General features: G+C 50.4%; 23 protein-coding genes. 3 read left to right on the top strand and 20 right to left on the bottom strand.

What is annotated here, in order from left to right:
* The first annotated feature begins 16 nt into the window (after positions 1-16).
* Positions 17-562 (top strand): 1,2-dihydroxy-3-keto-5-methylthiopentene dioxygenase, encoded by a 546-nt coding sequence (locus IEX98_RS26530; protein WP_188892707.1) that lies wholly within the window; start codon positions 17-19, stop codon positions 560-562.
* Between the two features lie 66 nt (positions 563-628).
* On the opposite strand, the gene IEX98_RS26525 is transcribed toward IEX98_RS26530, so the two are convergent.
* From IEX98_RS26525 to IEX98_RS26510, 4 genes are all read right to left on the bottom strand, one after another.
* Positions 629-1,417, bottom strand: coding sequence for an HAD family hydrolase (locus IEX98_RS26525; RefSeq protein WP_188892706.1), 789 nt, complete (start codon positions 1,415-1,417; stop codon positions 629-631).
* A gap of 27 nt (positions 1,418-1,444) precedes the next feature.
* Positions 1,445-1,951, bottom strand: coding sequence for a hypothetical protein (locus IEX98_RS26520; protein ID WP_188892705.1), 507 nt, complete (start codon positions 1,949-1,951; stop codon positions 1,445-1,447).
* A 122-nt stretch (positions 1,952-2,073) separates the two neighbouring features.
* On the bottom strand, positions 2,074-2,259 hold the full coding sequence (locus IEX98_RS26515) for a DUF896 domain-containing protein (protein WP_188892704.1): 186 nt from the start codon (positions 2,257-2,259) through the stop codon (positions 2,074-2,076).
* A 161-nt stretch (positions 2,260-2,420) separates the two neighbouring features.
* Positions 2,421-2,798 (bottom strand): LysM peptidoglycan-binding domain-containing protein, encoded by a 378-nt coding sequence (locus tag IEX98_RS26510; protein WP_188892703.1) that lies wholly within the window; start codon positions 2,796-2,798, stop codon positions 2,421-2,423.
* 160 nt (positions 2,799-2,958) lie between these two features.
* Here IEX98_RS26510 and lexA point away from each other — a divergent pair, with 160 nt between their 5' ends.
* Positions 2,959-3,579: a transcriptional repressor LexA gene (gene lexA / locus IEX98_RS26505; RefSeq protein WP_188892702.1), complete on the top strand. Its 621-nt coding sequence runs from the start codon at positions 2,959-2,961 to the stop codon at positions 3,577-3,579.
* A gap of 75 nt (positions 3,580-3,654) precedes the next feature.
* On the opposite strand, the gene IEX98_RS26500 is transcribed toward lexA, so the two are convergent.
* Both IEX98_RS26500 and IEX98_RS26495 read right to left on the bottom strand, forming a co-directional pair.
* On the bottom strand, positions 3,655-4,020 hold the full coding sequence (locus tag IEX98_RS26500; RefSeq protein ID WP_188892701.1) for a hypothetical protein: 366 nt from the start codon (positions 4,018-4,020) through the stop codon (positions 3,655-3,657).
* Positions 4,002-4,223 (bottom strand): hypothetical protein, encoded by a 222-nt coding sequence (locus tag IEX98_RS26495; protein WP_188892700.1) that lies wholly within the window; start codon positions 4,221-4,223, stop codon positions 4,002-4,004. Before IEX98_RS26495 ends, IEX98_RS26500 begins: the two co-directional genes overlap by 19 nt.
* Positions 4,224-4,835: 612 nt before the next feature.
* Here IEX98_RS26495 and IEX98_RS26490 point away from each other — a divergent pair.
* The gene (locus IEX98_RS26490; protein ID WP_229692411.1) at positions 4,836-5,462 is read left to right on the top strand and encodes a hypothetical protein; all 627 of its coding nucleotides are present in this window, start codon (positions 4,836-4,838) and stop codon (positions 5,460-5,462) included.
* A gap of 122 nt (positions 5,463-5,584) precedes the next feature.
* Here IEX98_RS26490 and IEX98_RS26485 read toward each other — a convergent pair whose 3' ends face one another.
* From IEX98_RS26485 to mutS, 14 genes are all read right to left on the bottom strand, one after another.
* The gene (locus IEX98_RS26485; protein ID WP_188892699.1) at positions 5,585-5,833 is read right to left on the bottom strand and encodes a hypothetical protein; all 249 of its coding nucleotides are present in this window, start codon (positions 5,831-5,833) and stop codon (positions 5,585-5,587) included.
* 163 nt (positions 5,834-5,996) lie between these two features.
* Positions 5,997-7,325, bottom strand: coding sequence for a type I glutamate--ammonia ligase (gene glnA, locus IEX98_RS26480; protein ID WP_188892698.1), 1,329 nt, complete (start codon positions 7,323-7,325; stop codon positions 5,997-5,999).
* Between the two features lie 49 nt (positions 7,326-7,374).
* Positions 7,375-7,785, bottom strand: a complete 411-nt coding sequence (locus IEX98_RS26475; protein WP_042161905.1) for a MerR family transcriptional regulator — start codon at positions 7,783-7,785, stop codon at positions 7,375-7,377.
* Positions 7,786-7,846: 61 nt separating this feature from the next.
* Positions 7,847-9,163, bottom strand: a complete 1,317-nt coding sequence (locus IEX98_RS26470) for a methionine gamma-lyase family protein (protein WP_188892697.1) — start codon at positions 9,161-9,163, stop codon at positions 7,847-7,849.
* A gap of 77 nt (positions 9,164-9,240) precedes the next feature.
* Complete coding sequence (hflX, locus tag IEX98_RS26465) at positions 9,241-10,536, bottom strand: GTPase HflX (RefSeq protein WP_188892696.1); 1,296 nt, start codon at positions 10,534-10,536, stop codon at positions 9,241-9,243.
* Positions 10,537-10,557: 21 nt separating this feature from the next.
* Entirely contained in the window at positions 10,558-11,553 is a 996-nt protein-coding gene (locus IEX98_RS26460; RefSeq protein ID WP_188892760.1) for an AAA family ATPase, read from the bottom strand.
* Between the two features lie 253 nt (positions 11,554-11,806).
* Positions 11,807-12,364 carry a DUF402 domain-containing protein gene (locus IEX98_RS26455; protein ID WP_042161911.1) on the bottom strand — a complete coding sequence of 186 codons (558 nt, stop codon included), beginning with the start codon at positions 12,362-12,364 and terminating at the stop codon, positions 11,807-11,809.
* Between the two features lie 180 nt (positions 12,365-12,544).
* Positions 12,545-13,183 carry a peptidylprolyl isomerase gene (locus IEX98_RS26450; RefSeq protein WP_188892695.1) on the bottom strand — a complete coding sequence of 213 codons (639 nt, stop codon included), beginning with the start codon at positions 13,181-13,183 and terminating at the stop codon, positions 12,545-12,547.
* A gap of 58 nt (positions 13,184-13,241) precedes the next feature.
* Positions 13,242-15,770 (bottom strand): penicillin-binding protein 1A, encoded by a 2,529-nt coding sequence (locus IEX98_RS26445; RefSeq protein ID WP_188892694.1) that lies wholly within the window; start codon positions 15,768-15,770, stop codon positions 13,242-13,244.
* Between the two features lie 153 nt (positions 15,771-15,923).
* The gene (hfq, locus tag IEX98_RS26440; protein ID WP_188892693.1) at positions 15,924-16,166 is read right to left on the bottom strand and encodes an RNA chaperone Hfq; all 243 of its coding nucleotides are present in this window, start codon (positions 16,164-16,166) and stop codon (positions 15,924-15,926) included.
* On the bottom strand, positions 16,163-17,161 hold the full coding sequence (gene miaA, locus IEX98_RS26435; protein ID WP_188892759.1) for a tRNA (adenosine(37)-N6)-dimethylallyltransferase MiaA: 999 nt from the start codon (positions 17,159-17,161) through the stop codon (positions 16,163-16,165). Before miaA ends, hfq begins: the two co-directional genes overlap by 4 nt.
* Entirely contained in the window at positions 17,154-17,942 is a 789-nt protein-coding gene (locus tag IEX98_RS26430) for a class I SAM-dependent methyltransferase (RefSeq protein ID WP_188892692.1), read from the bottom strand. Before IEX98_RS26430 ends, miaA begins: the two co-directional genes overlap by 8 nt.
* On the bottom strand, positions 17,939-20,212 hold the full coding sequence (mutL, locus tag IEX98_RS26425; protein ID WP_188892691.1) for a DNA mismatch repair endonuclease MutL: 2,274 nt from the start codon (positions 20,210-20,212) through the stop codon (positions 17,939-17,941). The genes IEX98_RS26430 and mutL overlap by 4 nt, the downstream gene beginning before the upstream one ends.
* Before the next feature lie 33 nt (positions 20,213-20,245).
* On the bottom strand, positions 20,246-22,948 hold the full coding sequence (gene mutS / locus IEX98_RS26420; RefSeq protein WP_188892690.1) for a DNA mismatch repair protein MutS: 2,703 nt from the start codon (positions 22,946-22,948) through the stop codon (positions 20,246-20,248).
* Positions 22,949-23,577 lie beyond the last annotated feature (629 nt).

Raw genomic sequence — 23,577 nt, 5'->3', positions numbered from 1 at the left:
AAAAGAGGGAATGAGCATGGCTGAAATTCGAATCCGCAACACGGACGAACGCATCACAGGCGAACAGAATGTTCGTCAATTTTTAGAAAATCAAGAGGTACTTTACGAGCATTGGAATGCTGAGAAGCTTCCATCGAACTTAAAAGATAAATTCATTCTCTCCGACGAAGAAAAAGCCGAAATTCTTTCCACTTTTGATGAAGAGATTCGTGACCTTGCTTCCCGCCGCGGATATAAAACTTGGGATTTGATCGCATTGTCCGATGCGACTCCAAATCTGGATGAGCTGCTTAAAAAATTCGAGTCCGTTCATACACATACCGAAGATGAAGTTCGTGCAATTACTGCAGGCAAAGGGATCTTTGTCATCAAAGGCTCTGAAGACGTTGGCTATTTCGACGTTGAACTTGAAGCCGGCGACGTTATTTCCGTTCCAGAGACGATTCCTCACTTCTTCACCCTGATGGAAAACCGTCAAATCGTTGCTGTCCGTCTCTTCATCGAGACAGAAGGCTGGATCGCTCATCCGTTCGAAGATCCTGAATTCAGCAAAGCTAAGTAATAGATTCTCTCAAAACAAAGCCCCCGCTCCCATCCTTAGATGGTACGGGGGCTTCTTTACGTCCTGCTATTGCTCAAGCAGCGTCAATAGTTGTTCCAGATGAGAGATTTCATGAGCCGGAACAATTTCGTCATTGCGAACCGCACCATGGCGGTTAATCCAGACGGAAGTCATTCCTACCGTATTCGCACCCAATATATCCGTTGTTAACTTATCGCCGACCATAATGCCATGCTCCGTTTCAATACCAAGACGCTCCAACGCGTGATGGAAAATCGAAGCCGCTGGCTTGCCTTCGCCAAACTCACCAGAAATAATAATATGGTCGAAGTATGGAACGAGATCCGGAACACCTGCAAGCTTCTCTCTTTGCAAGTCCGGCGAACCGTTTGTTAGAAGCAGAAGCTTATATTTCCCCTTCAACGCGTCCAGTACGCGGAACGTTTCTTCATAGACGATCGGACGCTTGCGCCGCTCTGCCGGGAATTGCTCAGCCAGCTTTGCGCCCAGTTCAGCATCGTCAACACCCAGCGATTTCAATCCGCGTGTCCAAGCCTCTCTGCGGTAAGTTGGAGCGAGCTGCTCCAGCTTGCGGAACTCCTCTTGCTCGCCCTCGCGGAAATTCGCCCAAAGTCCTTCAAACGGATTGATTCCGATCATTTTCGTAAACGGGAATGTCTCATACGATTCGTACAAAGCGCGAGCTTCGCGGCGTACCGCTTCCTCCAGCTCGCCGGCATCAACGCCTGCTGCATCGGCGCCTGCTTGACAGGTCGTCTCAAATGCTTCCTTTACGCTGCGGTCATCCCATAAAAGGGTATCATCCAGATCGAATAAAACTGCTTGTTTCGCCATCGTTCTCTATACTCTCCCACTCATCATCTATTTTTGTTCAAACGGCAAGTTGTGTACTTTGGCAAACTCCTGAAGCCGCGTACCCATTTCTTCAGTCGGATAACGGTTCATGACGCGGGAGAACACCCAGTTGCCGCCTTTATGCTGCTCAATCACCACATAACCGCGTTGTACGCTGATTCCTTTAATTGCAGCTGGATTCAGACGCTTGTCCCCTGTCAGCTTGCGGGTCTGCACATAATCCTTGCCTACAGTCAGATAAGGCTTACGGAAGAAGAAAACCAGCGCCAGCAGCACATAACAGCCTACTGTCACATAGAACATCGTACTTGCTTTGAAGGAAGGATCGGAACTTACAAGAATGACGTACAGTCCGATGAACAGAATCAACAGAATCGGCGCAATAAAGCTCCTTCCTGTGAAACGGTCTTTCTTCTCGGAGCCTAACACGATGCCCGACGAACCTTGCTTCTTGCGAGCTTTGTTGATTTGACTCATATTTTTGCGCACTTTGCGCTCCCACGATCGTGACACTCCGTTATCCTCCTATAAAATATGTAGTGTGTATATACAGCACAGCCGGTGGAGGAAATGACCGTTGCTCATGCTGAACGCAGGCCGTTCCCTCCAGAATCCGACATAACCTTCGTATTGGATTATTGCTTATTCGAATCCGGTTCATCCACAATCTCAATGTTATCCAGCTGCTGCCGGAAATTGCTTCGGAAGTTTTCTAAATACTTCTTACGCAGCTCGTCGCGCTCGGCGAGCTCTTCCTTCGTTAATCCAACGGTTTTATTTTTACGCGAAAGCTCGTTGATTCGATCGATTAATTGTCCCATTACATGCTCACCTCACTTGCTGTCTAATTGAACACTCTTACCTATTTTGACTTTTCACGCCTTCAATTGTCAAGGCAAGGACAGGAAGAAGGACAAAAGGACAGTCGAAAGCCGTCTCGGCCCCGCCCTGTCCTATCAGTTCTAGCGTTTGTTTTCTATCATTAAAGTTTTGGAACGATCAGCTTCTGTCCCGGAGTAATCGTTACCGTGGCAAGCTGGTTGCGTTCCTTAATCTTGTAGACATTAAATCTGATATCGTCAGCAGCTTTCGTATACCGCTGTGCGATGCCCCAAATCGTATCGCCTGAAGAGACTACGATTAATTGTTCGTCCGCTCCAGGTATAGTGTGTTCAGCAGAAGCATTCGTTTGCAGCAATAGGAAGCTTGTAAGCAACAACGCCACTAACGCTGCGCATACGACCCATTTGAGCAAATGACGACGGACCGACTGCTTTATAGCCTCCAACACACTGCGGCTAGCCGTTGCGTCCTTATGTATGGTCTTGTAAAAAGAAGGATTCGAAATATTCATCATCATGATTATCAGCACCCCAAACATTTGTTCTGTTCTCAGATTACACGAACAAGTGTTTGCAGTCAATAGGAAAATGCGAACTTCTGTTTTTAAGAACTTATGTTTGTACGAACTCCGGTTCTGTGCTATAATTTTCTACAAATCTATTTTTTGGAGTGATCTCATGTCGAAGATTTCCAACCGTCAACAGTCGATCCTTGAATTTATAAAGAATGAGGTCCGGGAGAAAGGCTATCCGCCTTCTGTCCGTGAAATCGGCGAAGCGGTCGGTCTAGCATCCAGCTCCACAGTTCACGGCCATTTGGATCGCCTCGAGAAGAAGGGTCTTATCCGCCGCGACCCTACGAAACCGCGTGCGATTGAAATTTTAGATCAAGAAGATGTCGACGGCATCATTCGCCCTAACGTAGCTCAAATCCCGGTCGTCGGGAAAGTCACCGCTGGCGTGCCAATTACCGCAACGGAAAATATTGAAGAATACTTCCCCCTCTCGACGCAGTTCGTCGGTGATGACGACGTCTTCATTCTCAACGTAATCGGCGAAAGCATGATCGAGGCCGGCATACATAACGGAGACTATGTCATCGTCCGCCAGCAGCCGTCGGCTAACAACGGCGATATCGTTGTTGCAATGACAGAGGAAGATGAAGCGACGGTCAAACGCTTCTACCGCGAGAAGGATCATATCCGCTTGCAGCCGGAGAATTCGACGATGGAGCCGATTCGCCTTCGCAGCGTCACCATTCTCGGCAAAGTAATCGGACTTTTCCGCGACATTCACTAAGCCGGCCAAAAAAAAAGACTGTCCTAGCAGATGCAATACAGCATCCGCCAGGACAGTCTTTTTCAATACAAGCTATTAACGGAACAGGCTGCCGATATATCGTTGCAGCTTGTTCGCCATTTCTTTTTTGACGACATGACGAAGCAGCGCGTACTCCGATTTGTATCCCCGCAAAATAACTTCGTACAATATCCCGTCATCATTCCGTTTCACCTCAGCAATGCTTGCCTTCAGCTTCCGCACCTGCGAACGAACGTTGCGAATATCCTCTTCGATAATACGAAGCACCATTTCACTGCTCTTTACGTACAGCATTTTCATGGAATAGCCGGATTCCATCATCGCTTTCGAATTATTGATTACTGCATCCCGAACAAACGGCAAAATGCAATAATCCTGGATAAGACGGTATTCTTCTTCATTTATGCTTTGCGCTCCCACAACAGGTCACCTCTCCCGCTTCTTCCGGCTAGCTCGACATCCACGATGCCATCCAAATTAAAGATGCGAATGGCTTGCGCCGACAAGCAGTAGCCTTTCATTCGACCGTTTTTCACGGATATGACCTGGACGTTGCGTATGCTTACATTGCGCTTACGATCCAAGTAAATAAGCTGTACAACTTTTCCGATATATCTCTCCATTTCATCGCCTCACACAGAACGTTTGTTCTTATTATACACCAAACATACGTTCTTGATGCAAGATAAAAAAAGTTCCAGCGATTAACTGCTGAAACTGTTCAGTTAGCGGAAAAAGACGGCCCGCCGTTCACCCCTTCATACACTTTTCAGTAAGTCCAGTTTGCTCACCACTTAGGCTGTAACGATCAAAATGTAAAACTGCATGTTGAACACCGCTATTCAGACGATTTTTCGCTTCAAAATGCAATATGCATTTTGAATAACCCAAAAAGCCGCTTTAGAGGGAAAAAGAGAGCTTTCAAATGCACTTTTGCATTTTGATTGCGATTTAAGCCATTTTGAGGCTCATTCACATGCACATTTACATTTTGTTTTTCCACAACCACAGAAAGGTTAGCTGTCGAGTTGTTACGAATGGCGTCAATTATTTAATTTACCTACAGTTAGAGCCTCAACCGGCCAGGCGCTGCTATATATAAACAGATAGTCATCAACAATAATTACGGCGTTTATTTATTTTCCATAATCGGACAATATTTTATTTTTTCAGAAATTAATAGGAAACATGTGGATTATATAGTAGAATGTTAGGGACATAAAATTTAGGGGGACATGATGAAGAAACTTGCTATTGCACTATTTGCTACCGCCATTATTCTTGCCGGATGCTCGAGCTCGAACGACGGGAAAGGCGCATCGGAGCCAGTGAATCAAACGAATAATGCAGAGAAGACTGACAAAGAAAAAGGCGTCGAGGTTGATAAAAACCTTACAAACGTAAAAATTACGCTGCCTGCCTCGATGTTTAAAGATGCTGATGTAGATCAAGTGATCGCCCAAGCGAAAGAGGACGATGGCGTTAAAGAAGCTACAAAAAATGAGGATGGCTCCGTTACCTACACGATGTCCAAATCCGACCACAAAAAAATGCTTAAAGAGATGGAAGACGGCATAGCGGACTCCATTAAAAAGCTGAAAGAAGAAGGAACATTCGCTTCCATCAAAGATGTAACCTATAACAAATCGATGAATGAGTATGAGATGATTGTCGATAAAGCAGCTTATGAAGGCAGTATGGATGGTTTTGCTGCCCTCGGATTTGGGATGCAAGGCATGTACTATCAGATCTTCCAAGGCGTGGACTCCGACAAAACAAAAGTCACTATCAAAGTGAAAGACGAGAAATCCGGAGAAGTTTTCGATACAATCGTCTATCCAGAGACTCTAGAGCAAGAATAAACAAAACCTGCTGTCTGCACTGGTCAAGTCCAGCATTGCAGACAAATGGTAAGCCTTATAAAAAAACAATTAAATGACAAAGAGGCAGACCTAGAAATAGGTCTGCCTCTTCTATAATTGAACTATTTTCCCCCTTCCTTCGGCTCGTCCCCGATCAAGCCCAGCAAAAACATTTGGGAAAACGCATATCCCTTATATATTTTCGAGACAATGGAAGGAAGAGTAAGATCATACTCCAAATAAGTCGACAGGATGAGTTGTGTGAATTCTTTCTGATGCTGTAACTCATACCCCGCCTTATATAAATCTAATGCCGTATCTTCATCCTTTTTCTGATATTCAGCTACATAAGCCGTAATCCAGTCACGCACTAATGACGAAGTATCCTTGTTATTATCCTTGGCAATCTGTTGAAAGCTTTCTTTGGAACTCCTTACAATGCCATCTATTCATGCAAGGAGAGTACAGATAAGCAAATTTCACAGACAACAAAAAAAATCCCCCGGAGCTCAGAGCTCCGAGGGATTTCCTGTATTAGTAGAGCGTCAAGTACTGATCGCGTTCCCACTGGTGGACTTGCGTTTTATACATATCCCACTCAATTTCTTTCAACTCGTAGAAGTGAGCCAGCGCGTGGTCGCCCAGCGCGTCGCAGATCACTTCGCTGCGGAGCAGCTCATCAAGCGCTTCGCGCAGATCGGCCGGCAAGCTAGGAACACCGGATTCGATACGCTCTTCTTCCGACATGATGTAGATATTGCGGTCGATTGGAGCCGGCAGCTGCGTTTTGTTCTGAATGCCGTCCAGGCCGGCTTTCAACATAACAGCCAGTGCCAGATAAGGGTTGGCCGCCGGGTCCGGGTTACGAACTTCAACACGCGTGCTGAGGCCGCGGGAAGCCGGAATACGAATCATCGGCGAACGGTTGCTTGCGGACCAAGCTACATAGCAAGGCGCTTCGTAGCCCGGCACCAGACGCTTGTAGGAGTTGATCGTCGGGTTCGTGATTGCAGCCATTGCACGAGCATGCTGCAGAATCCCCGCCATATAGTAACGAGCTGTAGCGCTAAGACCAAGTCTGTCGCTCTCGTCGTAGAATACGTTCGTGTTGCCTTGGAACAACGATTGGTGACAGTGCATACCGGAACCGTTTACGCCAAACAGCGGCTTCGGCATGAACGTTGCATGCAGGCCATGTTGTCTTGCAATCGTTTTGACAACGAGCTTGAACGTTTGAATTTGATCGGCTGCTTTAATCGCGTCCGCATATTTAAAGTCGATTTCGTGCTGGCCTGGCGCCACTTCGTGGTGGGAAGCTTCGATTTCAAAGCCCATTTCCTCCAGCGTCAGTACGATTTCCCGGCGGCAGTTCTCGCCCAGATCCATCGGCGCAAGGTCGAAGTAGCCGCCTTGGTCGTTGAGCTCTGTTGTCGGCTCGCCGCGCTCATCGGTTTTGAACAGGAAAAACTCCGGTTCAGGACCAACATTCATCGCTGTATAGCCCATTTCCTCGGCTTCCTTCAGGGAGCGCTTCAGAATGCCGCGCGGATCCCCTGCGAACGGCGTGCCGTCTGGCATGTAAATGTCGCAGATGAGACGGGCTACGCGGTCTTGCGAAACCCATGGAAATACAACCCAAGTATCGAGATCCGGGTATAAGTACATGTCAGATTCTTCGATCCGAACGTAACCTTCAATGGAAGATCCATCGAACATCATTTTGTTATCCAGTGCCTTGTCCAATTGGCTGACAGGGATTTCTACGTTTTTGATCGTTCCGAGCAAGTCGGTAAATTGTAGCCGGATAAAACGAACGTTTTGTTCTTCCGCAATGCGCTTGATATCAGCTTTCGTGTAGCTCACAAGATCATCTCCTTAAATCGCTTTAATCATGCCCTGATCTTCTTCTCTTCTAGCGTTTGTGCAGGAAACGCGACAGCTGTCCTTGAATCAACGAAGCCTGACCCGGACGCTTCTCCAGCAGTTGCTGCTTCAGCAGGCGGTGAAGCTGCGCTTCCGACAGCTCTTTCCGTTTTGTCTCCGACTGCTCGCTAACGAGCGTTGCATCATCGGATTCTTTCGAAACTGGATTCATTACTTGCTTAATGCCGGCAATATTAACGCCTTTCTCAATTAACGCCTTTATTTCAAGAAGTCTTTCCACGTCGTTAAATGAGAATAGACGTTGATTGCCTGCCGTTCTGGCGGGCACGATCAATTCATGCTGCTCATAATAACGGATTTGGCGGGCCGTAAGATCCGTCAGCTTCATTACGATGCCGATTGGGAACAAGGCCATATTTCTACGTATATCATCACCCATGTCGCATCAACCTTCCAGTATCTCTTTTATACGTATATTCTAACGCCCTTCCAAATACGTGTCAAGATATGTGAGGTTTAATTACAATTAATTCACTTGATATTAACCGTTTCAACGCGGTCAAAACGCCATATTTCGCATGGGCATAAGTAAGTCCGCCTTGCATATAGGCGATGTACGGCTCGCGAATCGGCGCGTCCGCAGAAAGCTCCAGGCTTCCCCCTTGGATGAAGGTACCCGCGGCCATAATGACGGGATGCTCATAGCCTGGCATGTCCCACGGCTCGGGGGTCACATGCGAATCGACCGCAGCCGCTTGCTGGATGCCCTGCACGAAAGCGATCAGATGCTCAGCGCCGCCAAAGCGAACCGCTTGAATTAAGTCGGTGCGCGGCGCATTCCAGCGCGGCTGCGTCTCAAAGCCAAGCTGCTCGAACAAGGCTGCGGCAAATACGCTTCCTTTCACAGCTTGTCCGACAAGATGCGGCGCAAGAAACAGCCCTTGATAAATGGCGCGCAGCGTATCCAGCATCGCGCCTACTTCCCCGCCTATGCCGGGAGCGGTCAAGCGGTACGAAGCAGCTTCTACAGCGGCAGCCGTCCCGGTAATATATCCGCCTGTTGCTGCCAAGCCGCCTCCCGGGTTTTTAATCAGCGACCCCGCCATCAAATCGACGCCGACCTGCGTTGGCTCCGTCAGCTCGGTAAATTCCCCATAGCAATTGTCGACAAAGACAAGAACGTCGGATTTGATCGCCTTAACCCGCCGTACTATCTCGCCAATTTCCGCAACGGTGAAAGAAGAGCGCCAGCTATACCCGCGGGAACGCTGTATGCCAATCACTTTCGTGTTCCCGTTAATTGCTTTTTCTATACGCTCCCAATCCAGTGCCCCGCTCTCCAGCAAAGGCACTTCGTTGTAGCCGATCCCCCAATCCTGCAGGGAGCCTGTCCCGTCGCCTGGTTTGCCGATGACCTTATGCAAAGTGTCATACGGCGAGCCCGTTATGTACAGCAGCTCGTCTCCGGGTCTTAGCAACCCGAACAGAGCGACACCAATCGTATGCGTACCGGACACGAAATGCGGCCGCACCAAAGCGGCCTCTGCACCGAATACATCGGCATACACGAGATCGAGCACTTCCCGACCGCGATCATTGTAGCCGTAACCGGTGGAGCCCGTAAAATGAAAATCGCTTACCTTGTGGCGCTGAAACGCTTGAATCACTTTCCATTGGTTCCGCTCTGCAATGCGATCAACAGCTTTCAACTGCTCTTGAGCAAGCTCTTCCGCCCCTTCTGCAAGCTGCTCTAATTGTTGCCATACGGCATCTCCCGTTGTTTCTATTCCTTCTGAGAACTGATGCTGCTCTTTCATGCCCGCTTTCTCTCTCCCTTATGTCCGCTATTAAATATATAAACACAGTGTTTGCCGTTCGAAACATCATCTGCAAATTATACGTGAATAAATGGCCTTAACTGATGTCCATTTATCTCATATTGCTGGCGGCTCACGAGCACCTTCAGACGCAGGCTGCCGTTTTCGCCGTCCACCTCTTGTCCAACAACCTCCCCGCTGCGGTAAGCCAAAGCAATCAGATCGCCCCGGTCTGCCGGCAGCAGAAATGTAACCGTATCTCCCGTCAGCTTGTCTTGAATATGTTCGCGCAGCGTCTCTTGATCGCCCGCATCATATGCGTTCATTAAGATGGAATCGCCGCTCGTGCCGCGCAGCATCTGCCGCATATCACCTTCGTACAGATCCTTTTTGTTGAACAAAGTTATCGTTGGCTTGCCCGAAGCGCCAAGCTCCTCCAGGATACGGTCTACGACGGCCATCTGCTCCTCGCGCATAGGCGAGCTGCTGTCGACGACATGGAGAACGAGATCAGCCTCGTTGACCTCCTCCAGCGTCGCCCGGAAAGCGGCGATCAAGTCATGGGGTAGGTTCTGAATGAAGCCAACCGTATCGGTCAAAATAACTTCTCTGCCATTAGGCAGCTCCAGTATGCGCGAAGTGGGGTCAAGTGTTGCAAATAGCTGGTTTTCAACATATACATCCGCTTTCGTCAGCTCGCACAGCAAAGTAGACTTGCCGGCGTTCGTGTAGCCGACAAGCGCAACTTGGATTGCCCCGGATTTTTTCCGTCTTTGCCGATACAGCTTGCGGTGTCGTACCACTTCCTCAAGCTGCGCTTTCAGATCAGAGATCCGTCCGCGAATATGTCTGCGGTCCGTCTCCAGCTTGGATTCGCCAGGTCCCCGGGTGCCGATGCCGCCGCCCAGCCTGGACAGATTTTTGCCATGGCCCGAAAGCCGCGGCAGCAAATAGCTCAGCTGGGCGAGCTCGACTTGAATAATGCCTTCGCGAGTTTTCGCACGCTGAGCGAAAATATCCAGGATCAACTGTGTACGGTCAACGATTTTCAAATCCAGCGACTCCTCCAGGTTTCTCACCTGCGCGCCGGACAGCTCCTGATCAAATATAGCAGTAGTCGCTCCAAGCTCCTCAGCGATCGCCCGAAGCTCCTCTACCTTCCCCTTGCCGATAAACCACTTTGTATCGTGGGCTTCTTTGTTTTGCACCATGGTGGTCAATACTTCAACACCGGCTGTCTCCGCAAGCTGAATCAGCTCTTGCAGAGAATGCTCGGGGTCACCCTTTTCCCTCTTTATCTCAGGCGTAATTAAGCTGACCAGAACGGCCTTCTCCTGCAGGCCCGTTCCGGTATCATACGATTTCTCTCGCATCGATGGCTCCTTTGCAGCACTTTATTTCGAAGCCGGCTCCCACCGCAGATCCTCCGGCTTAATCGCCATTAGCTCCTGCTTCGGCGGAACGCCGCTTGCGTATTGATTCAACAGCCGGACCGCATGATGGCGGATCGACTTCTCGATAATGTTGCGCACGTACCTCGCATTGCTGAACGAGAAGAGGTCATTCAATTTTTCTTGAATTAAATGCTGTCTTAGTTTAAATATGGACTGCGGCATTAAATAATAATCCCGATCCTTCGTCATAAGCTCAGAAATTTGAATTAATTGATCGACCGTATAGTCCGGAAAGTCAATTTGGATCGGAAAACGCGACGGCAGACCCGGATTCGTCTGCAGAAAAAGATCAATTTCCGCCGGATAGCCAGCCAAAATGAGGACGAACTGATTACGATGATCCTCCATCGCCTTTACAAGCGTATCAATGGCCTCTTTGCCGAAATCCTTCTCACCGCCGCGTGCCAGGCTGTATGCCTCATCGACAAACAAGACGCCGCCAATCGCTTTACGCACGAGGTCCCGTGTTTTCTGTGCGGTATGACCGATATACTCGCCAACGAGGTCGGCGCGCTCAACTTCAATCAAGTGCCCCTTGGACAGGACGCCCATTTTCTGAAACAGCTTGGCGACAATTCTGGCGATCGTCGTCTTTCCTGTCCCCGGGTTCCCCTTAAAAATCATATGATAGACTTGCGATCCCCCAACCAGCCCTGCCTCGGAACGCATGCGGCTAATATAGAGCAGCGCATAAATTTCAAAGACGAGCGACTTCACATTATCCATGCCGACCATCGGCTCAAGCTCTTTCTGAATATCTGCAAATTGGTCGCTAGCCGGAAGCGGCTTTACAGCTGGCAGCGCTTCGCTCTCCGGTGCTTGAGCCGGCGCGGCTGCTGCCATTTGATAAGGCTCCTGGCTTCTTAGCACAACGTTAATTTGACGGGACGGTCTTGATCCGTTACTATTCGATCCCGAAACGACATGTCCGCTCATCTGTTGCATCACCCATCCTTTACACCTTCGCTGTGCCGGTTTTCGCCAAGCAAGTGCTCTAGAAGAGATGTCCGGCAAAATCCCGCATTACAAGTGTATTCTATCGGAATGAGCCATATTAACAGATTTGTCAGGCTAAGTTCGAGATCGGTTTATGTATGCCTTCTGACAAAAAAAAGAAACAGGAGCAGCCGCCAACGAACCGGAAATCGCATTCGTTATGTGCGTTAGCTGCTCCTTTCCGTTCGTTCCATCATGATTCGCTTAGTTCTCCGGTCCGCTCCGACAAGCTCTTACGATGCTTCAGGCTCATTGTAAAATAGCGGAACCTTCCGTTGCGAATGCTAGAAAGCAGCCTTCCGGCTGTCTTCCGTGCCAGCGCGGCTTCCTTGCCCGTTACATCACCTTGCCTTAAAGCATCCTCCAGCTCATCTTCATCAAGCAGAAATACCTCGCCTGACGGGAGAACCACGACGTCCAAGTACAGATCGTCAAACCAAGGAACCTGTTGATCGGTCAACCCTTGCGTCTTGCAAATATCGATATACCATTGTACGACCCGACCTTTATCATCGAACATCGTCGTCACGACAAAATGCTCGCCCCGGGGAAAATGCTGCATCCACAAATAGCCGCGGTCCGCCAGGCATAGCCTGCGCCCATTATACTCTTTCCAAAGCGGGTCCCGAAGCTCATGGATTCGGTAAAAGGTCACCAGTCCTTTGAACTCCTCATTGTCGAGCGCCAAGCACGAATAGCTTTTCCGCAAGATGCGGCGCCAGTTCGCACGGTCCGAAAATTTTCGTTTCATACGGAACGTACCTTTCCGTTGAGATAAGCCACAAACGGATGGCTTTCAATGTTGATGGATAGCGTTGTAAAAAGCTTACCATATCTTAACGCTCTTCTCCAGCGGCCTTGCAAAATAAACCAAGCCTGCCTGTTCCGGATACAGCTCCGCCGCCCTATGAAAGGGCGGCGGCGTGTATAACTATGATTGTACGATAACGACTTTTTCGATAATGACCGGTTCAATCGGCTTTGTTTCCTTAACCGGAGTTTTCGCAATGGCCAGCACCGTATCCATGCCTTCCGTCACTTTGCCGAAGATCGTATAATTTGGCATCTGATTCAGGTTCTCCGAATCTTTGCCCGTGCTGATGAAGAATTGACTCCCGCCGGAATTTGGCTTGCCTGTGTTGGCCATCGCCACGATGCCAGGTTCATATTTCAGTTCCGTATCCAGCTCGTCCGGTATGGAGTAGCCTGGTGTTCCTGTACCATTCCCCTTCGGGTCCCCGCCTTGAATCATAAACGTCTCCATGATGCGGTGAAACGTCAATCCGTCATAGAAGCCTTGTTTGGCTAGAAACACGAAGTTATTCACCGTAATAGGCGAATCCTCAGCGTACAGTTTTACGGTAAAATCCCCCATACTCGTCGTAAATTTTGCGGTATACGACTTGTCCAGATCGATGGTCATCTCTGGCATCTTGTCCCAGTGCATCGTCTTCTCATGCAGCTCCGCGGAAGGCTTGCTTCCCGCGCTTGCGCTGCACCCGGTAAATAAAGCGGCTGCGGTTAGCAGCATAATGATAGTGCTCCAGCCGCTTACATTCTTTTTGCCCATCCTTTGCATCCAGCTCCTTACTTGCATCTTGCCGCCTGCTGATTCGGCCGATTAATCCTTAAACACCATTGCCTGGTCCGGCATTGCCGTGATTTCCGGCGTTTCCGTTATTCCCATTATTGCCGTGGTTGCCGTTATCCGTTGGCGTACCGCCGGTTGGATTACTGCCGTCATCCGGCGGAATCGGCGTCTCGTTGCCACCTTCTACAGGAGGCGGGGTAGGATCAACCGGTATGCCAGGGTCGGGAGTAACTTCTCCCCCGTCACCAGGCAAGCCTGGGATATCCGTTCCGCCGCTTGGATCATCCGGCTCCATCGGCACTTCAGGAACGTCGATCTCGGTCTCTGGCACTTGAACCGTGATCGTATCTGAAGGTTTACTCTTCAGATCATTCTCGGCATCATAGGCGACGACATAATATTGATAGGTCATGCCCGCGAATATGCTCATATCATCAACGCCGGTTGAAGAGAGCGAATCCACATACAATTTAAATTCTGATTCCGCAGACTCTTTGCGGTACACCTCATAGGTAATATTTTTCGCACCAGCAGAAGGCTCCCATGACAGCTGTACCTTATTGTGCTCCGCATCATAAATGGCATTGAAATTCGTGACAGCGCCTAGCGATTTAACCTCATCCGGTATACCGCTTGGTTTGTTAAAGCTTGATTTCGGTACACCCTTCATCGCCTTGGACATGACCTTCGAGAACATGGCTGCGGATTGCGAGCTGCTTTTCTTCAGCACATGCTCCTTATCTGTCTTATCGTAGCCCATCCATACGGCCGCTGTCCACTCCGGTGTATAACCCAAGAACCAAGCATCGCGGTTTCCGCTGGAATTAAAGCCTGGAATGCCGTGCTGCGTCGTACCTGTTTTACCTGCCACTGGACGATCGATGCGGGCTCCTGTACCTGTGCCGCCCTTTTCAAGCACCGTTTGCAGCATTTGCGTCATATACCATGCTGTCTCCGGCTTCATCAGCTGCTTCGAAGCCGGGGCATGATAGGTAAACAAACTTTTGCCTTTCGATGATGTGATGCTCGTTATCGCATGCGCATCAACGGACTTGCCTCCATTAGCAAATACGCTGTACGCCTCTGCCATTTGAAGTGGTGTTACGCCGTGCGTCAAGCCCCCGAGCGCAATAGTCAAGTTGCGATCCTGCGTGCTGTCCAGATCAAAGCCCAGTTTCTTCGCAAAATCCAGTCCGCTCTTCACGCCAACCTGATTCAGCGTCCAAACCGCAGGCAGGTTGCGGGACTGCTTGATCGCTTCCGTCATCGAAATCGGAGTTGCCCCCTTGGAATCCTTTGGACAATAGTTGCCGAAGCACTTTTTATCATTGGCCAATATTGTGGACGGCTTGAAATTGCCCGTCTCCAGCGCCGGTCCATACGAGGTAATCGGCTTGAAAGCAGAACCCGGCTGACGCGGCACAACGACGCGATTCAAGCCTTTCCTCACATAATCTCGGCCGCCAGCCATCGCTTGGATCGAGCCGTCGCGATGGTCCATAATAATCATCGCGCCTTGCACCTTCTGATCGTCCACGCTTTTTTCAAAGTTTGAGTCATTATCGAATTCATCTTCGACGACCGTCTGCGCTTTCGTGTTCAGCGTTGTATAGATGCGGTACCCGCCAGTGCGCAGCTCCTGCTCCGTCACTCCCCCCGGCATAACCTTGATCGCTTCTTCAATTGCATAATCGATAAAAGCTTTGTAAGGATCGGTTTGCTTGTCATCCAGTTTTTTCGGTGCAACATATTTAACCGCAACCGCTTCATCCATCTGCTGCTTGGTAATGTAGCCCTGATCGAACATCAGCTTGAGAACCACTGCCCGGCGTGATTCCGATTGCTCGGGATTATCGATCGGGTTATAACGGTTGGGGCCCTTCGGCATACCAGCCAGCGTCGCCATTTCCCAAAGCTCCAAATCCTTCGGATCTTTGTCAAAGTAGTAGTTAGCCGCATTTTTAATGCCATATACCCGCTTGCCGAAAAAGATGCCGTTCAGGTACATCGTCAAAATTTCCTGCTTCGTTTTTTTGTTCTCGAGCGCTACGGCGATCGATGCCTCCGTCGCTTTCCGGAACAACGTTTTGTCCGCTGTCAAAAACATGTTTTTGGCGAGCTGTTGTGTAATTGTACTGCCGCCTTCTACCGCGCTTCGCGCGATAACGTCCTTCACGACTGCACGTCCGATTGCCCAGAAATCAATACCCTTATGCTCATAGAAGCGCTGGTCCTCGGTTGCAACGACAGCGTCCATCATCAATTTTGGAATCTGATCGAACTCCACGATTTCACGGTTCTCATTAGCGTTGTACAGCTTGCTTACTTCATTCCCGTCAACATCGTATATGATGGATGCTTCGCCAAGCACGAGCATATCCGCTTTTTCCGTAAGTATGCGCTCGCCGTTCAATACAATAAAGAGATAACCGATAATACCGCACACGATCGCAATGACCGCCGTAAAGAATAAGCCGAAAAACCATTTACGCGGCGTCATCCGTTTCCGTGTCTTGCCCTTTGATTTGTTCGAGGACTGCTTTCCTCGAGGTCGTTGTTCCACCATGTTGAATGTTTCCCCTCCTAATCGCTGCTTCAATATCTCTATTTATACCCCGGAAAAGCAAGAACAACCCGCATGGAGCGGGTTGTTCTTGCCTTTCCGCTATCTAGTTAAACGTTAATCGTTATGAGAAAGTTTCATAACGGACGCAACGCCCTAAGAATCTGACCCGCTGTTGTCTTGCGTCAGCGATACGTTCCGCTGCGGGGTGAACGTCGAAATCGCGTGCTTGTACACCATTTGTTGACGGCCTTCACTATCGATAATGATTGTGAAGTTGTCGAAAGCTTTAATAACGCCCCTGATCTGAAAACCATTCATTAAAAACACCGTAACCGGAATATTGTCTTTACGCAGTTGGTTCAAGAAAGTATCTTGAATATTGATCGATTTGTTCATTGGACGTTACCTCCGTCTAAAAAAGATTGATTAGAAGTATATTCAAGATTGACTTGAAACTTTCCTGCTATTATACCATGAATCCGATGCAAATTGTTGTGAAAATTTTCCCCCATATCGATCCATTCGATGTCTTTCATGTGGCGAAACCATGACAATTGCCGCTTGGCGAAATGTCTCGTATCCCTTTTTAGCAGTGTTACGGCTGCTTCGAGACTGCATTCGCCGCGCAAATACATCGCGATTTCCTTATAGCCAAGCCCCTGCATTGCAACGGCACCCGGCGGTGTGCCGTGCTCCAGCAGACGTCGCACCTCTTCGATCAGCCCCTGCTCCAGCATCAGGTCGATACGCTGCTCTATCCGCTCATAGAGCAAGGCACGATCCATTGTCAGGCCAAGGATACATAATTCGTAAGGCGATTCTTTTTTCTGTCCTTCCAATTGGTCCGAAAGCGTTCCGCCCGTCAGATGGTGAATTTCTAGCGCCCGGATAATCCTTCTCCGGTCGTTCGGATGCAGTCTCTTCGCTGACTTAGGATCCACTTCGGCCAGCTTGCGATGCAGTGCCTCCGCGCCAAATTGCTCGGCATAAAGCTCCTGCTCCGCGCGAAACGCTTCATCAGAGCCGCTCTCGGAAAACTGGAAGCCGTAACATACCGACTCCACGTATAGCCCCGTGCCCCCAACAATGAAGGGCAGCTTTCCCCGTTCGGCGATGTCCTGAATATGATTCACGCAGCCTGCTTGAAAATCCGCTACTGAATAGGGCGTCTCCGGCCCGATAATATCGATCAAATGGTGGGGGATGCCTTCGCGCTCCTCCAGCGGAAGCTTGGCGGTGCCGATATCCATGCCCCGATACACTTGCATCGAATCGCCGGAAATGATCTCGGCGCCGTATTGCTTAGCCAACATGAGGCTTAGCTGCGTTTTACCGACTGCTGTAGGTCCGATTAGAACGAGCAGCGGCTGTTTGCCTGATTGGCTAGTTATGACTTGCAACTTCAATCACTCCATAAGCTATTTTCGACGTATTGACATGTCGTCTCTCGAAGCCGAGTCGGGCGAATTCCCCGCTGTCCCGGTGCTCCTTCAGCAAGACGGTCTTACGAGCAACGCGGGCAGCCTCGGCTACTGCTTCCTCACTTAACGCACTGGCGTTTGCCAGAGTCCGAAGCGGCTGGATCGCACTTGATTCATGAATCGGCTGCCGGAACATCGGATCGAAATAGACGATATCGACACTGTTGTCCGGAAGTCCTTTCAAATAAGACAAGTGATGGCTGTTCAGCAGCTCGATCCGCCGCAGCGCAGCATCCACGTCTGCAAGTCCCGTCTTATACATCGCCAGACCTTCGCGTACGAGTGCGCTTAGCACGGGTTCGCTTTCCAGCGCTGTTACAGCCCCCGATTCTCCTGCTGCATAAGAGAAGACTAGGGAATCCGAGCCGAGGCCGGCTGTGCAATCAATGACACGGTCTCCCGCGCTGCAGCCCGACAGCTCAATCATCGGATCACTTTCTCCTTTGCGCAGCCGTTTCACCCGGACGAAAGCCATGCTGGGGTGAAAATATAACGGAGATTCCGTCTGTCCTTCATAGAAGCGGACCTCTCTCTCCGTTACGACGAGCAGACGGCAATCCTCCAAGCTGCTGGCAATCTGGCGCAGCGTATTGCGCCCGCGCGGCCTGTAGGATACGCCTAGCTCGACAGCGAGCCGCTTCGCTTGCGCGCTTGCGGTTAACGACGGCTTGTCGCTGGTCGTTACGATCATGACATCACCCGTTTAAACATTTTTTCAAGCTGATAGGTCGACATATGAACAATGATCGGCCTGCCATGCGGGCAAGTATATGGCTGATTGCATGCCGCCAGACGCGCCAGCAAGGCCTCGCCCTCTTCCCTGGTCTTGCGGTCGTTCGCCTTGATCGATGCTTTGCAAGAGCACATAATGGCGGCTTTTTCCCTCAGCTTGGCGACATCGATCGATTTGCGTTCGCTGAGCAGAAGCTCTGCCATCTCTTCGATAATACTCTGCTCTTCCCCGTCAGGCAGCCACTCGGGATACGAACGGACCAGAAACGTCTGCTGCCCGAACGGCTCAATCTCAACTCCCGCCTCTGCGAATAAATCCGTCATCGTCCGCAATTGCTGCGCATCGTTAGGCGTAAATTCGAGTGTCAGCGGCACCAGCAACTGCTGGCTTGCCGCAGCGGGATTGCCGAATTTCATATAGTAATATTCGTAATTGATTCGTTCATGCGCCGCATGCTGGTCGATCAAATACAGGCCGTCCTCCGCTTGGGCGACGATATAGGTGCCATGCAGCTGGCCAATCCAGTACAGCTCAGGGAAAGCCGGAGAAGCTGTTCCGGTTGCCTCGCGGGAGGCAATTCCAGCTATTGCGGTATCGGGAGTTGAACCAGCGCCGTATGGAGCTGAGGGTGCTTGCGCAGTAGGATCTGATCCGTATGGAACTGAGGCTGCTTGCGCAGTCGGATCAGATTCGTAAGGAACTGAAGTTACTTGCGCAGTCGGATCTGCCCTGGATGAAACGGAAGCTGATTGAGCAGTCGGATCTGCTCCCGATGGGGCAGCAATTGATTCTATATGTGCTTCTTCCATCCAGGAATCGGCTGCATGGGAACCCGCTGCGGGTTGAACCGCTGGAGCCGCTTGATCCCAGAACGCTTGACGCTCACGCAATGCTGAGTTCTGTGGTTCAGCTGGCCTATAAAGCCGCTCAGTCGCATCAGAAGGCACGGACTCACTCTGCTCTTTATAGCCGGTATAGCTGCTTCTGCCGATACCGCTCCCGTTGCCGCTTTCCGCAACCGGACGGCTAGGCTGCCATTGCGGTTGGGAGTGGGACTGTGGCTGGGTTTGCAGCTCCGATTGAGGCTGTGCTTGCGATTCGAATTGCTGCCCCACAGGTAATGTTCCCGGAGCACTAGCCGCATCTTCCGGCAGCGGCCGGTGGAAAGCAATCGCATCCTGTACGAACAAAGGCTTCGAGCGCTCCTGCTTCATTGAAGCTTCGGGTCCCGGAATGTATCGGTATTGGCCCAGCGCTGCTTTCACAGATTGCTCGATGAGCGCACGCAGCTCTGCCTCTTTACTGAACCGAACCTCCATCTTCGATGGGTGGACGTTGACGTCCAGCAAGCTAGGATGCATGCCCAACTCCAGTACGACAAGCGGGAACCGATTTATTGGCAGCAGCGTGTGATAGGCCTGCAATATCGCTTGATTCACCGCATGACTGCGTATGTAGCGCCCGTTAACGATGACCGTCATACCGTTGCGATTTGCTCTCGTCAATTCTGGTTTGGAGATGTAGCCCCGCAGGTCGTAGTCCGGATTTTCGCCTTCGATGGAGAGCATCGACTTGGCTGTATTTGTTCCATATACAGCAGCAATAACTTGGAGCCGGTCCCCTGTTCCAAGCGTCCGCAGCAGCGTATTATTGTTATGCTTAAGTGTGAAGGCAATGCCCGGGTGGGCAAGAGCGATCCGGTAAATATAGTCGGAAATATGCCCAAGCTCCGTTTGAATTGCCTTCATATATTTCAGCCTTGCAGGCGTGTTGAAGAATAAATCGCGAACGGTCATATCGGTTCCTTGCGGCGCATTCGCCGGCTCATCCGTCTTAATCTCTCCGCCTTCAATGACGAGCCGATGTGCCAGCCCTGTCGTCTCTGTGGAAGAGACAGCGGATAAACGCGACACCGCCGCAATACTCGGCAGCGCCTCGCCCCGGAAGCCCAGGCTGGCAATCCGGAACAGATCGCTGCTCGTCGCTATTTTGCTCGTCGCATGCCGTTGGAATGCTGTCGCGATATCTCCGGCTTCGATACCTGAGCCGTTGTCCGTGACGCGGATTAAAGTCAATCCGCCTTCCTCTACGGTAATGTCGATTTGGGAGCTTCCCGCATCGACGGCGTTTTCGACCAGCTCCTTAATGACGGAGGCTGGCCGTTCGACCACCTCGCCTGCGGCAATTTGGTTGGCCAATTGCTCGTCCAGCACCTTTATTTTACCCATGCGATAATCCTCCCTTCAGCTTGGCATCAGCCGTTATTCATTGATTTTACGCTTCATATCATTCAGCCATTGCATGGCTTCCATCGGCGTCATGTTGAACAAGTCCAACTTGCGCAGCTGGTCTGCCAACTGCTCGGCTTTTGGACTTGCTTTCCGTTTCCCTGCGTCCGGACTTGCGGCTGGCTTCTCAGATGCAGGCTCGTCGAAAATGGAGAGCTGAACGGCTGCTGCGGATGCGGTCTCGCGAACGGCTTCCGCTACCGGCGAAGGAGCAGGTGTATCATTCAGGGGCGCAAATATGGTATAACCGCCTGATGCACGGCGCGGCATTTGGGCAAACAAAGCCGCTTCAATCTCCGCACCCTCCAGCAGCTCATATGCCCGTCCGATTACCGATTCCGGCAAACCTGCCAGACGAGCGCAATAAATGCCGTAGCTCGTACCAGCAGCACCTGGAATAAGCTTGCGTAAAAACGTTACGTGATCGCCGCTCTCCTGCACCGCCATACAAGCATTCGCCAGCGAAGGCAGCGATGCTTCCAGATGGGACAACTCGTGGAAGTGAGTCGAGACGAGCGCTTTGCAGCCGATATGGTGATGAACATATTCGATAACCGCCTGGGCGATGGCCATGCCTTCACCAGTAGAGGTCCCTCTGCCCAGCTCGTCGATAATGACCAGACTGTTAACGGTCGCTTTCTCCGTCATGAGCTGAATATCTTTCATTTCGACCATGAACGTACTTTGTCCGCCAATCAGATCATCAGCCGCGCCGATACGAGTGAAAATCCGGTCAATGAGCGGGATTTCCGCCGATTTCGCAGGGACGAAGCAGCCGATTTGCGCCATGATGCAGACGAGTGCTACTTGGCGCATATACGTGCTTTTGCCGGCCATATTCGGACCGGTAATGAGCAGCATCGATTGCTCCTCTTGCTTAAGCGAAGTGCCGTTCGCAATAAACGGCGCGCCCTCAACGACAGCTTCCACTACGGGATGCCTGCCTTCGTCGATAACAAGATTATAGTTTTCTGTAACAGTCGGACGAGTAAATCTGCGTTCTGCACTTACTGTGGCAAAAGACTGATAGACGTCGAGCTCAGCAATCACCTCAGCAAGCTTCTGCAAGCGGTGAAGCTGAAGTGCCAGATGATCTCGCAGCTCGATAAACCGAGAATATTCGAGATCGACCATTTTATCCTCGGCTTCGAGAATGAGACGTTCCTTCTCTTTAAGCTCCGGCGTGACGAAGCGTTCCGCATTGGCAAGGGTCTGCTTCCGCTCGTAGCGGCCTTCTGGAAGCTGCGCCAGCGCGCCCTTTGATACTTCCAAATAGTAACCGAACACTTTGTTGAAGCCTATTTTGATCGATTTGATTCCTGTCGCTTCGCGCTCCTGCCGTTCAAGCTCGGCCAGCCATTTTTTACCGTTCGTGCTCGCCTCTCTCAGTTGATCAAGGTATTCGTCATAACCAGCGCGAATTAAGCCGCCTTCGCGAATCGATACCGGCGGCTCGTCGATGATGACGGTCTCAATCATTCCCGCAAGATCGCTGCAGTCGTCCAGCTCCGCGACAAGCTTGTTCAGCCGGTCCGAGCCGGACGCTTCGCAAAGCGCGGTCAATTGCGGAACACGGCGGATCGAGCCCTTGAGCGCGTTCATATCCCGGCCATTGGCGCTGCCAAAGGCAACGCGGCCAACAAGCCGCTCCAAGTCGTAAATATGGTTCAACTCGCTGCGAATGTCTTCTCTCAGAATGAGGTTGCGATAAAGTGTGTCTACCGCCTCATAGCGGGATTCGATAGCCGAACGATTGAGCAGCGGCTTATCAATCCAGCGGCGAAGCAGCCGGGCGCCCATCGACGTTTGCGTCCGGTCAAGCAGCCAGAGCAGCGAGCCTTTTTTGTTGCGGTCGCGAACCGTCTCCGTCAGCTCCAGATTGCGGCGGGTATAGTGGTCCAAAATCATATATTGATTCGGCTCATAGGCACGAATTGTGCGAATGTGTCCGAGGGAACGTTTTTGCGTGTCGTCCAAATAACCGGTAAGCAAGCTCACCGCCCGGTAACGCGCTTCATTTAGTCCGGATAACTGCGTTTCCTCAAATTGCTGCCGCAGCTTCTCTGCCGTCATCGGCTCCCGCGGCGTCAACAATACAGGGCGGTTCCATACCGCGGTCTCCCGCAGCTTGTCCAGCAGCTTCTCGTCGCCGACGATCTCTGCCGGCTGGTACACGTTAATTTCATCGAGCAAAGCGTCGATACTATAGGTGAGAGAAGTTACATAAAGCTCACCTGTTGATAAGTCACAGGCGGACAAACCAACCGCCGAATTCGATATAGCGGAGACGGCAACGATAAAGTTATTCGTTTTTTCCGCCAGCGATTTCGACTCCATTACTGTACCTGGCGTAATAACGCGTACAATTTCGCGTCTGACAACGCCTTTCGAAGCTGCAGGGTCTTCCACTTGTTCGCAAACGGCAACCTTGAAGCCTTTGTCTACTAGTCTGGCTATGTAATTTTCTGCTGAATGGTAAGGAACGCCGCACATCGGAATCTTTTCCGAAGTACCGCCGTCTCTTCCGGTCAACGTAATCTCTAGCTCGCGCGAGGCTGCAATCGCATCCTCAAAAAACATTTCATAGAAATCGCCTAGCCGAAAAAATAAAAAGGCGTCCTTCGCCTCTTCTTTAATAGCAAGGTATTGCTGAATCATCGGGGTATAGCCGGCCATTTCGTGCCCCTCCTATATATAAATGAACTGATAAACGAGAGCAAAAGGATCATTAACCTATCTATGCACTGCTGCTATTTGACCGTTTCTTTTCATTTCACCGCGAACGAAGCATATAGAAACATGATTGCATGGCGAACGCATAGTCCTGCCTGCAATTTGCAACAACACTAACTAAGTCATTATACCAAGCCATCCCGCCTGCCGCCAACCTTTGCTGGGCCAATAAGAAGAAACTTCCTCGGTGTGACCTAGCTGAAAGGGTAACTGCTGTGGTGGGAGTGAGTAACTATTTGCTTTTTGGAGATGGTTTCACAGTTTGCGGCGACGACAGATGATGCGAGCGTTTGCGTACACTCGGACTGATCACACGGGGCAATTGTTGAGGTTGCAGTACGGCGATTGAAAACATGCTCCCGAACACACATACCAGCGCACGGTACGGCATTGATTGGCAGCAACTGGTCATCTAAAGGACTGAATAATAACAAAATGCAAAAGTACATTTTGATAGCCTCAAATTAGGCCAAAATGGCCTTTAAAATGTAAAAGTGGACCTCTGTCAAGAAAGTAGACAATTCTTAAGTGTATCAACTTACTTTTTTGTAAAACTTCAACTCAAATTGATT

Source organism: Paenibacillus radicis (ex Gao et al. 2016) (assembly GCF_014641555.1).
In the GTDB taxonomy this organism is placed as follows: Bacteria; Bacillota; Bacilli; order Paenibacillales; family Paenibacillaceae; genus Pristimantibacillus; species Pristimantibacillus radicis.
This window is presented reverse-complemented; position numbering and strand designations above follow the sequence as displayed.

Bases quoted from the DNA above. Each gene is read 5' to 3' on its own strand.
- IEX98_RS26430 (WP_188892692.1), bottom strand. From the start codon at position 17,942: ATGATCGTAACGACCAGCGACAAGCCGTCGTTAACCGCAAGCGCGCAA.
- IEX98_RS26475 (WP_042161905.1), bottom strand. From the start codon at position 7,785: ATGGGTGATGATATACGTAGAAATATGGCCTTGTTCCCAATCGGCATC.
- hfq (WP_188892693.1), bottom strand. From the start codon at position 16,166: ATGAACAAATCGATCAATATTCAAGATACTTTCTTGAACCAACTGCGT.
- IEX98_RS26510 (WP_188892703.1), bottom strand. From the start codon at position 2,798: ATGATGATGAATATTTCGAATCCTTCTTTTTACAAGACCATACATAAG.
- IEX98_RS26455 (WP_042161911.1), bottom strand. From the start codon at position 12,364: ATGAAACGAAAATTTTCGGACCGTGCGAACTGGCGCCGCATCTTGCGG.
- IEX98_RS26460 (WP_188892760.1), bottom strand. From the start codon at position 11,553: ATGAGCGGACATGTCGTTTCGGGATCGAATAGTAACGGATCAAGACCG.
- IEX98_RS26470 (WP_188892697.1), bottom strand. From the start codon at position 9,163: ATGAAAGAGCAGCATCAGTTCTCAGAAGGAATAGAAACAACGGGAGAT.
- IEX98_RS26515 (WP_188892704.1), bottom strand. From the start codon at position 2,259: ATGGGACAATTAATCGATCGAATCAACGAGCTTTCGCGTAAAAATAAA.
- IEX98_RS26490 (WP_229692411.1), top strand. From the start codon at position 4,836: ATGATGAAGAAACTTGCTATTGCACTATTTGCTACCGCCATTATTCTT.
- mutL (WP_188892691.1), bottom strand. From the start codon at position 20,212: ATGGGTAAAATAAAGGTGCTGGACGAGCAATTGGCCAACCAAATTGCC.
- IEX98_RS26530 (WP_188892707.1), top strand. From the start codon at position 17: ATGGCTGAAATTCGAATCCGCAACACGGACGAACGCATCACAGGCGAA.
- IEX98_RS26445 (WP_188892694.1), bottom strand. From the start codon at position 15,770: ATGGTGGAACAACGACCTCGAGGAAAGCAGTCCTCGAACAAATCAAAG.
- lexA (WP_188892702.1), top strand. From the start codon at position 2,959: ATGTCGAAGATTTCCAACCGTCAACAGTCGATCCTTGAATTTATAAAG.
- IEX98_RS26495 (WP_188892700.1), bottom strand. From the start codon at position 4,223: ATGGAGAGATATATCGGAAAAGTTGTACAGCTTATTTACTTGGATCGT.
- mutS (WP_188892690.1), bottom strand. From the start codon at position 22,948: ATGGCCGGCTATACCCCGATGATTCAGCAATACCTTGCTATTAAAGAA.
- IEX98_RS26525 (WP_188892706.1), bottom strand. From the start codon at position 1,417: ATGGCGAAACAAGCAGTTTTATTCGATCTGGATGATACCCTTTTATGG.
- hflX (WP_188892696.1), bottom strand. From the start codon at position 10,536: ATGCGAGAGAAATCGTATGATACCGGAACGGGCCTGCAGGAGAAGGCC.
- IEX98_RS26450 (WP_188892695.1), bottom strand. From the start codon at position 13,183: ATGGGCAAAAAGAATGTAAGCGGCTGGAGCACTATCATTATGCTGCTA.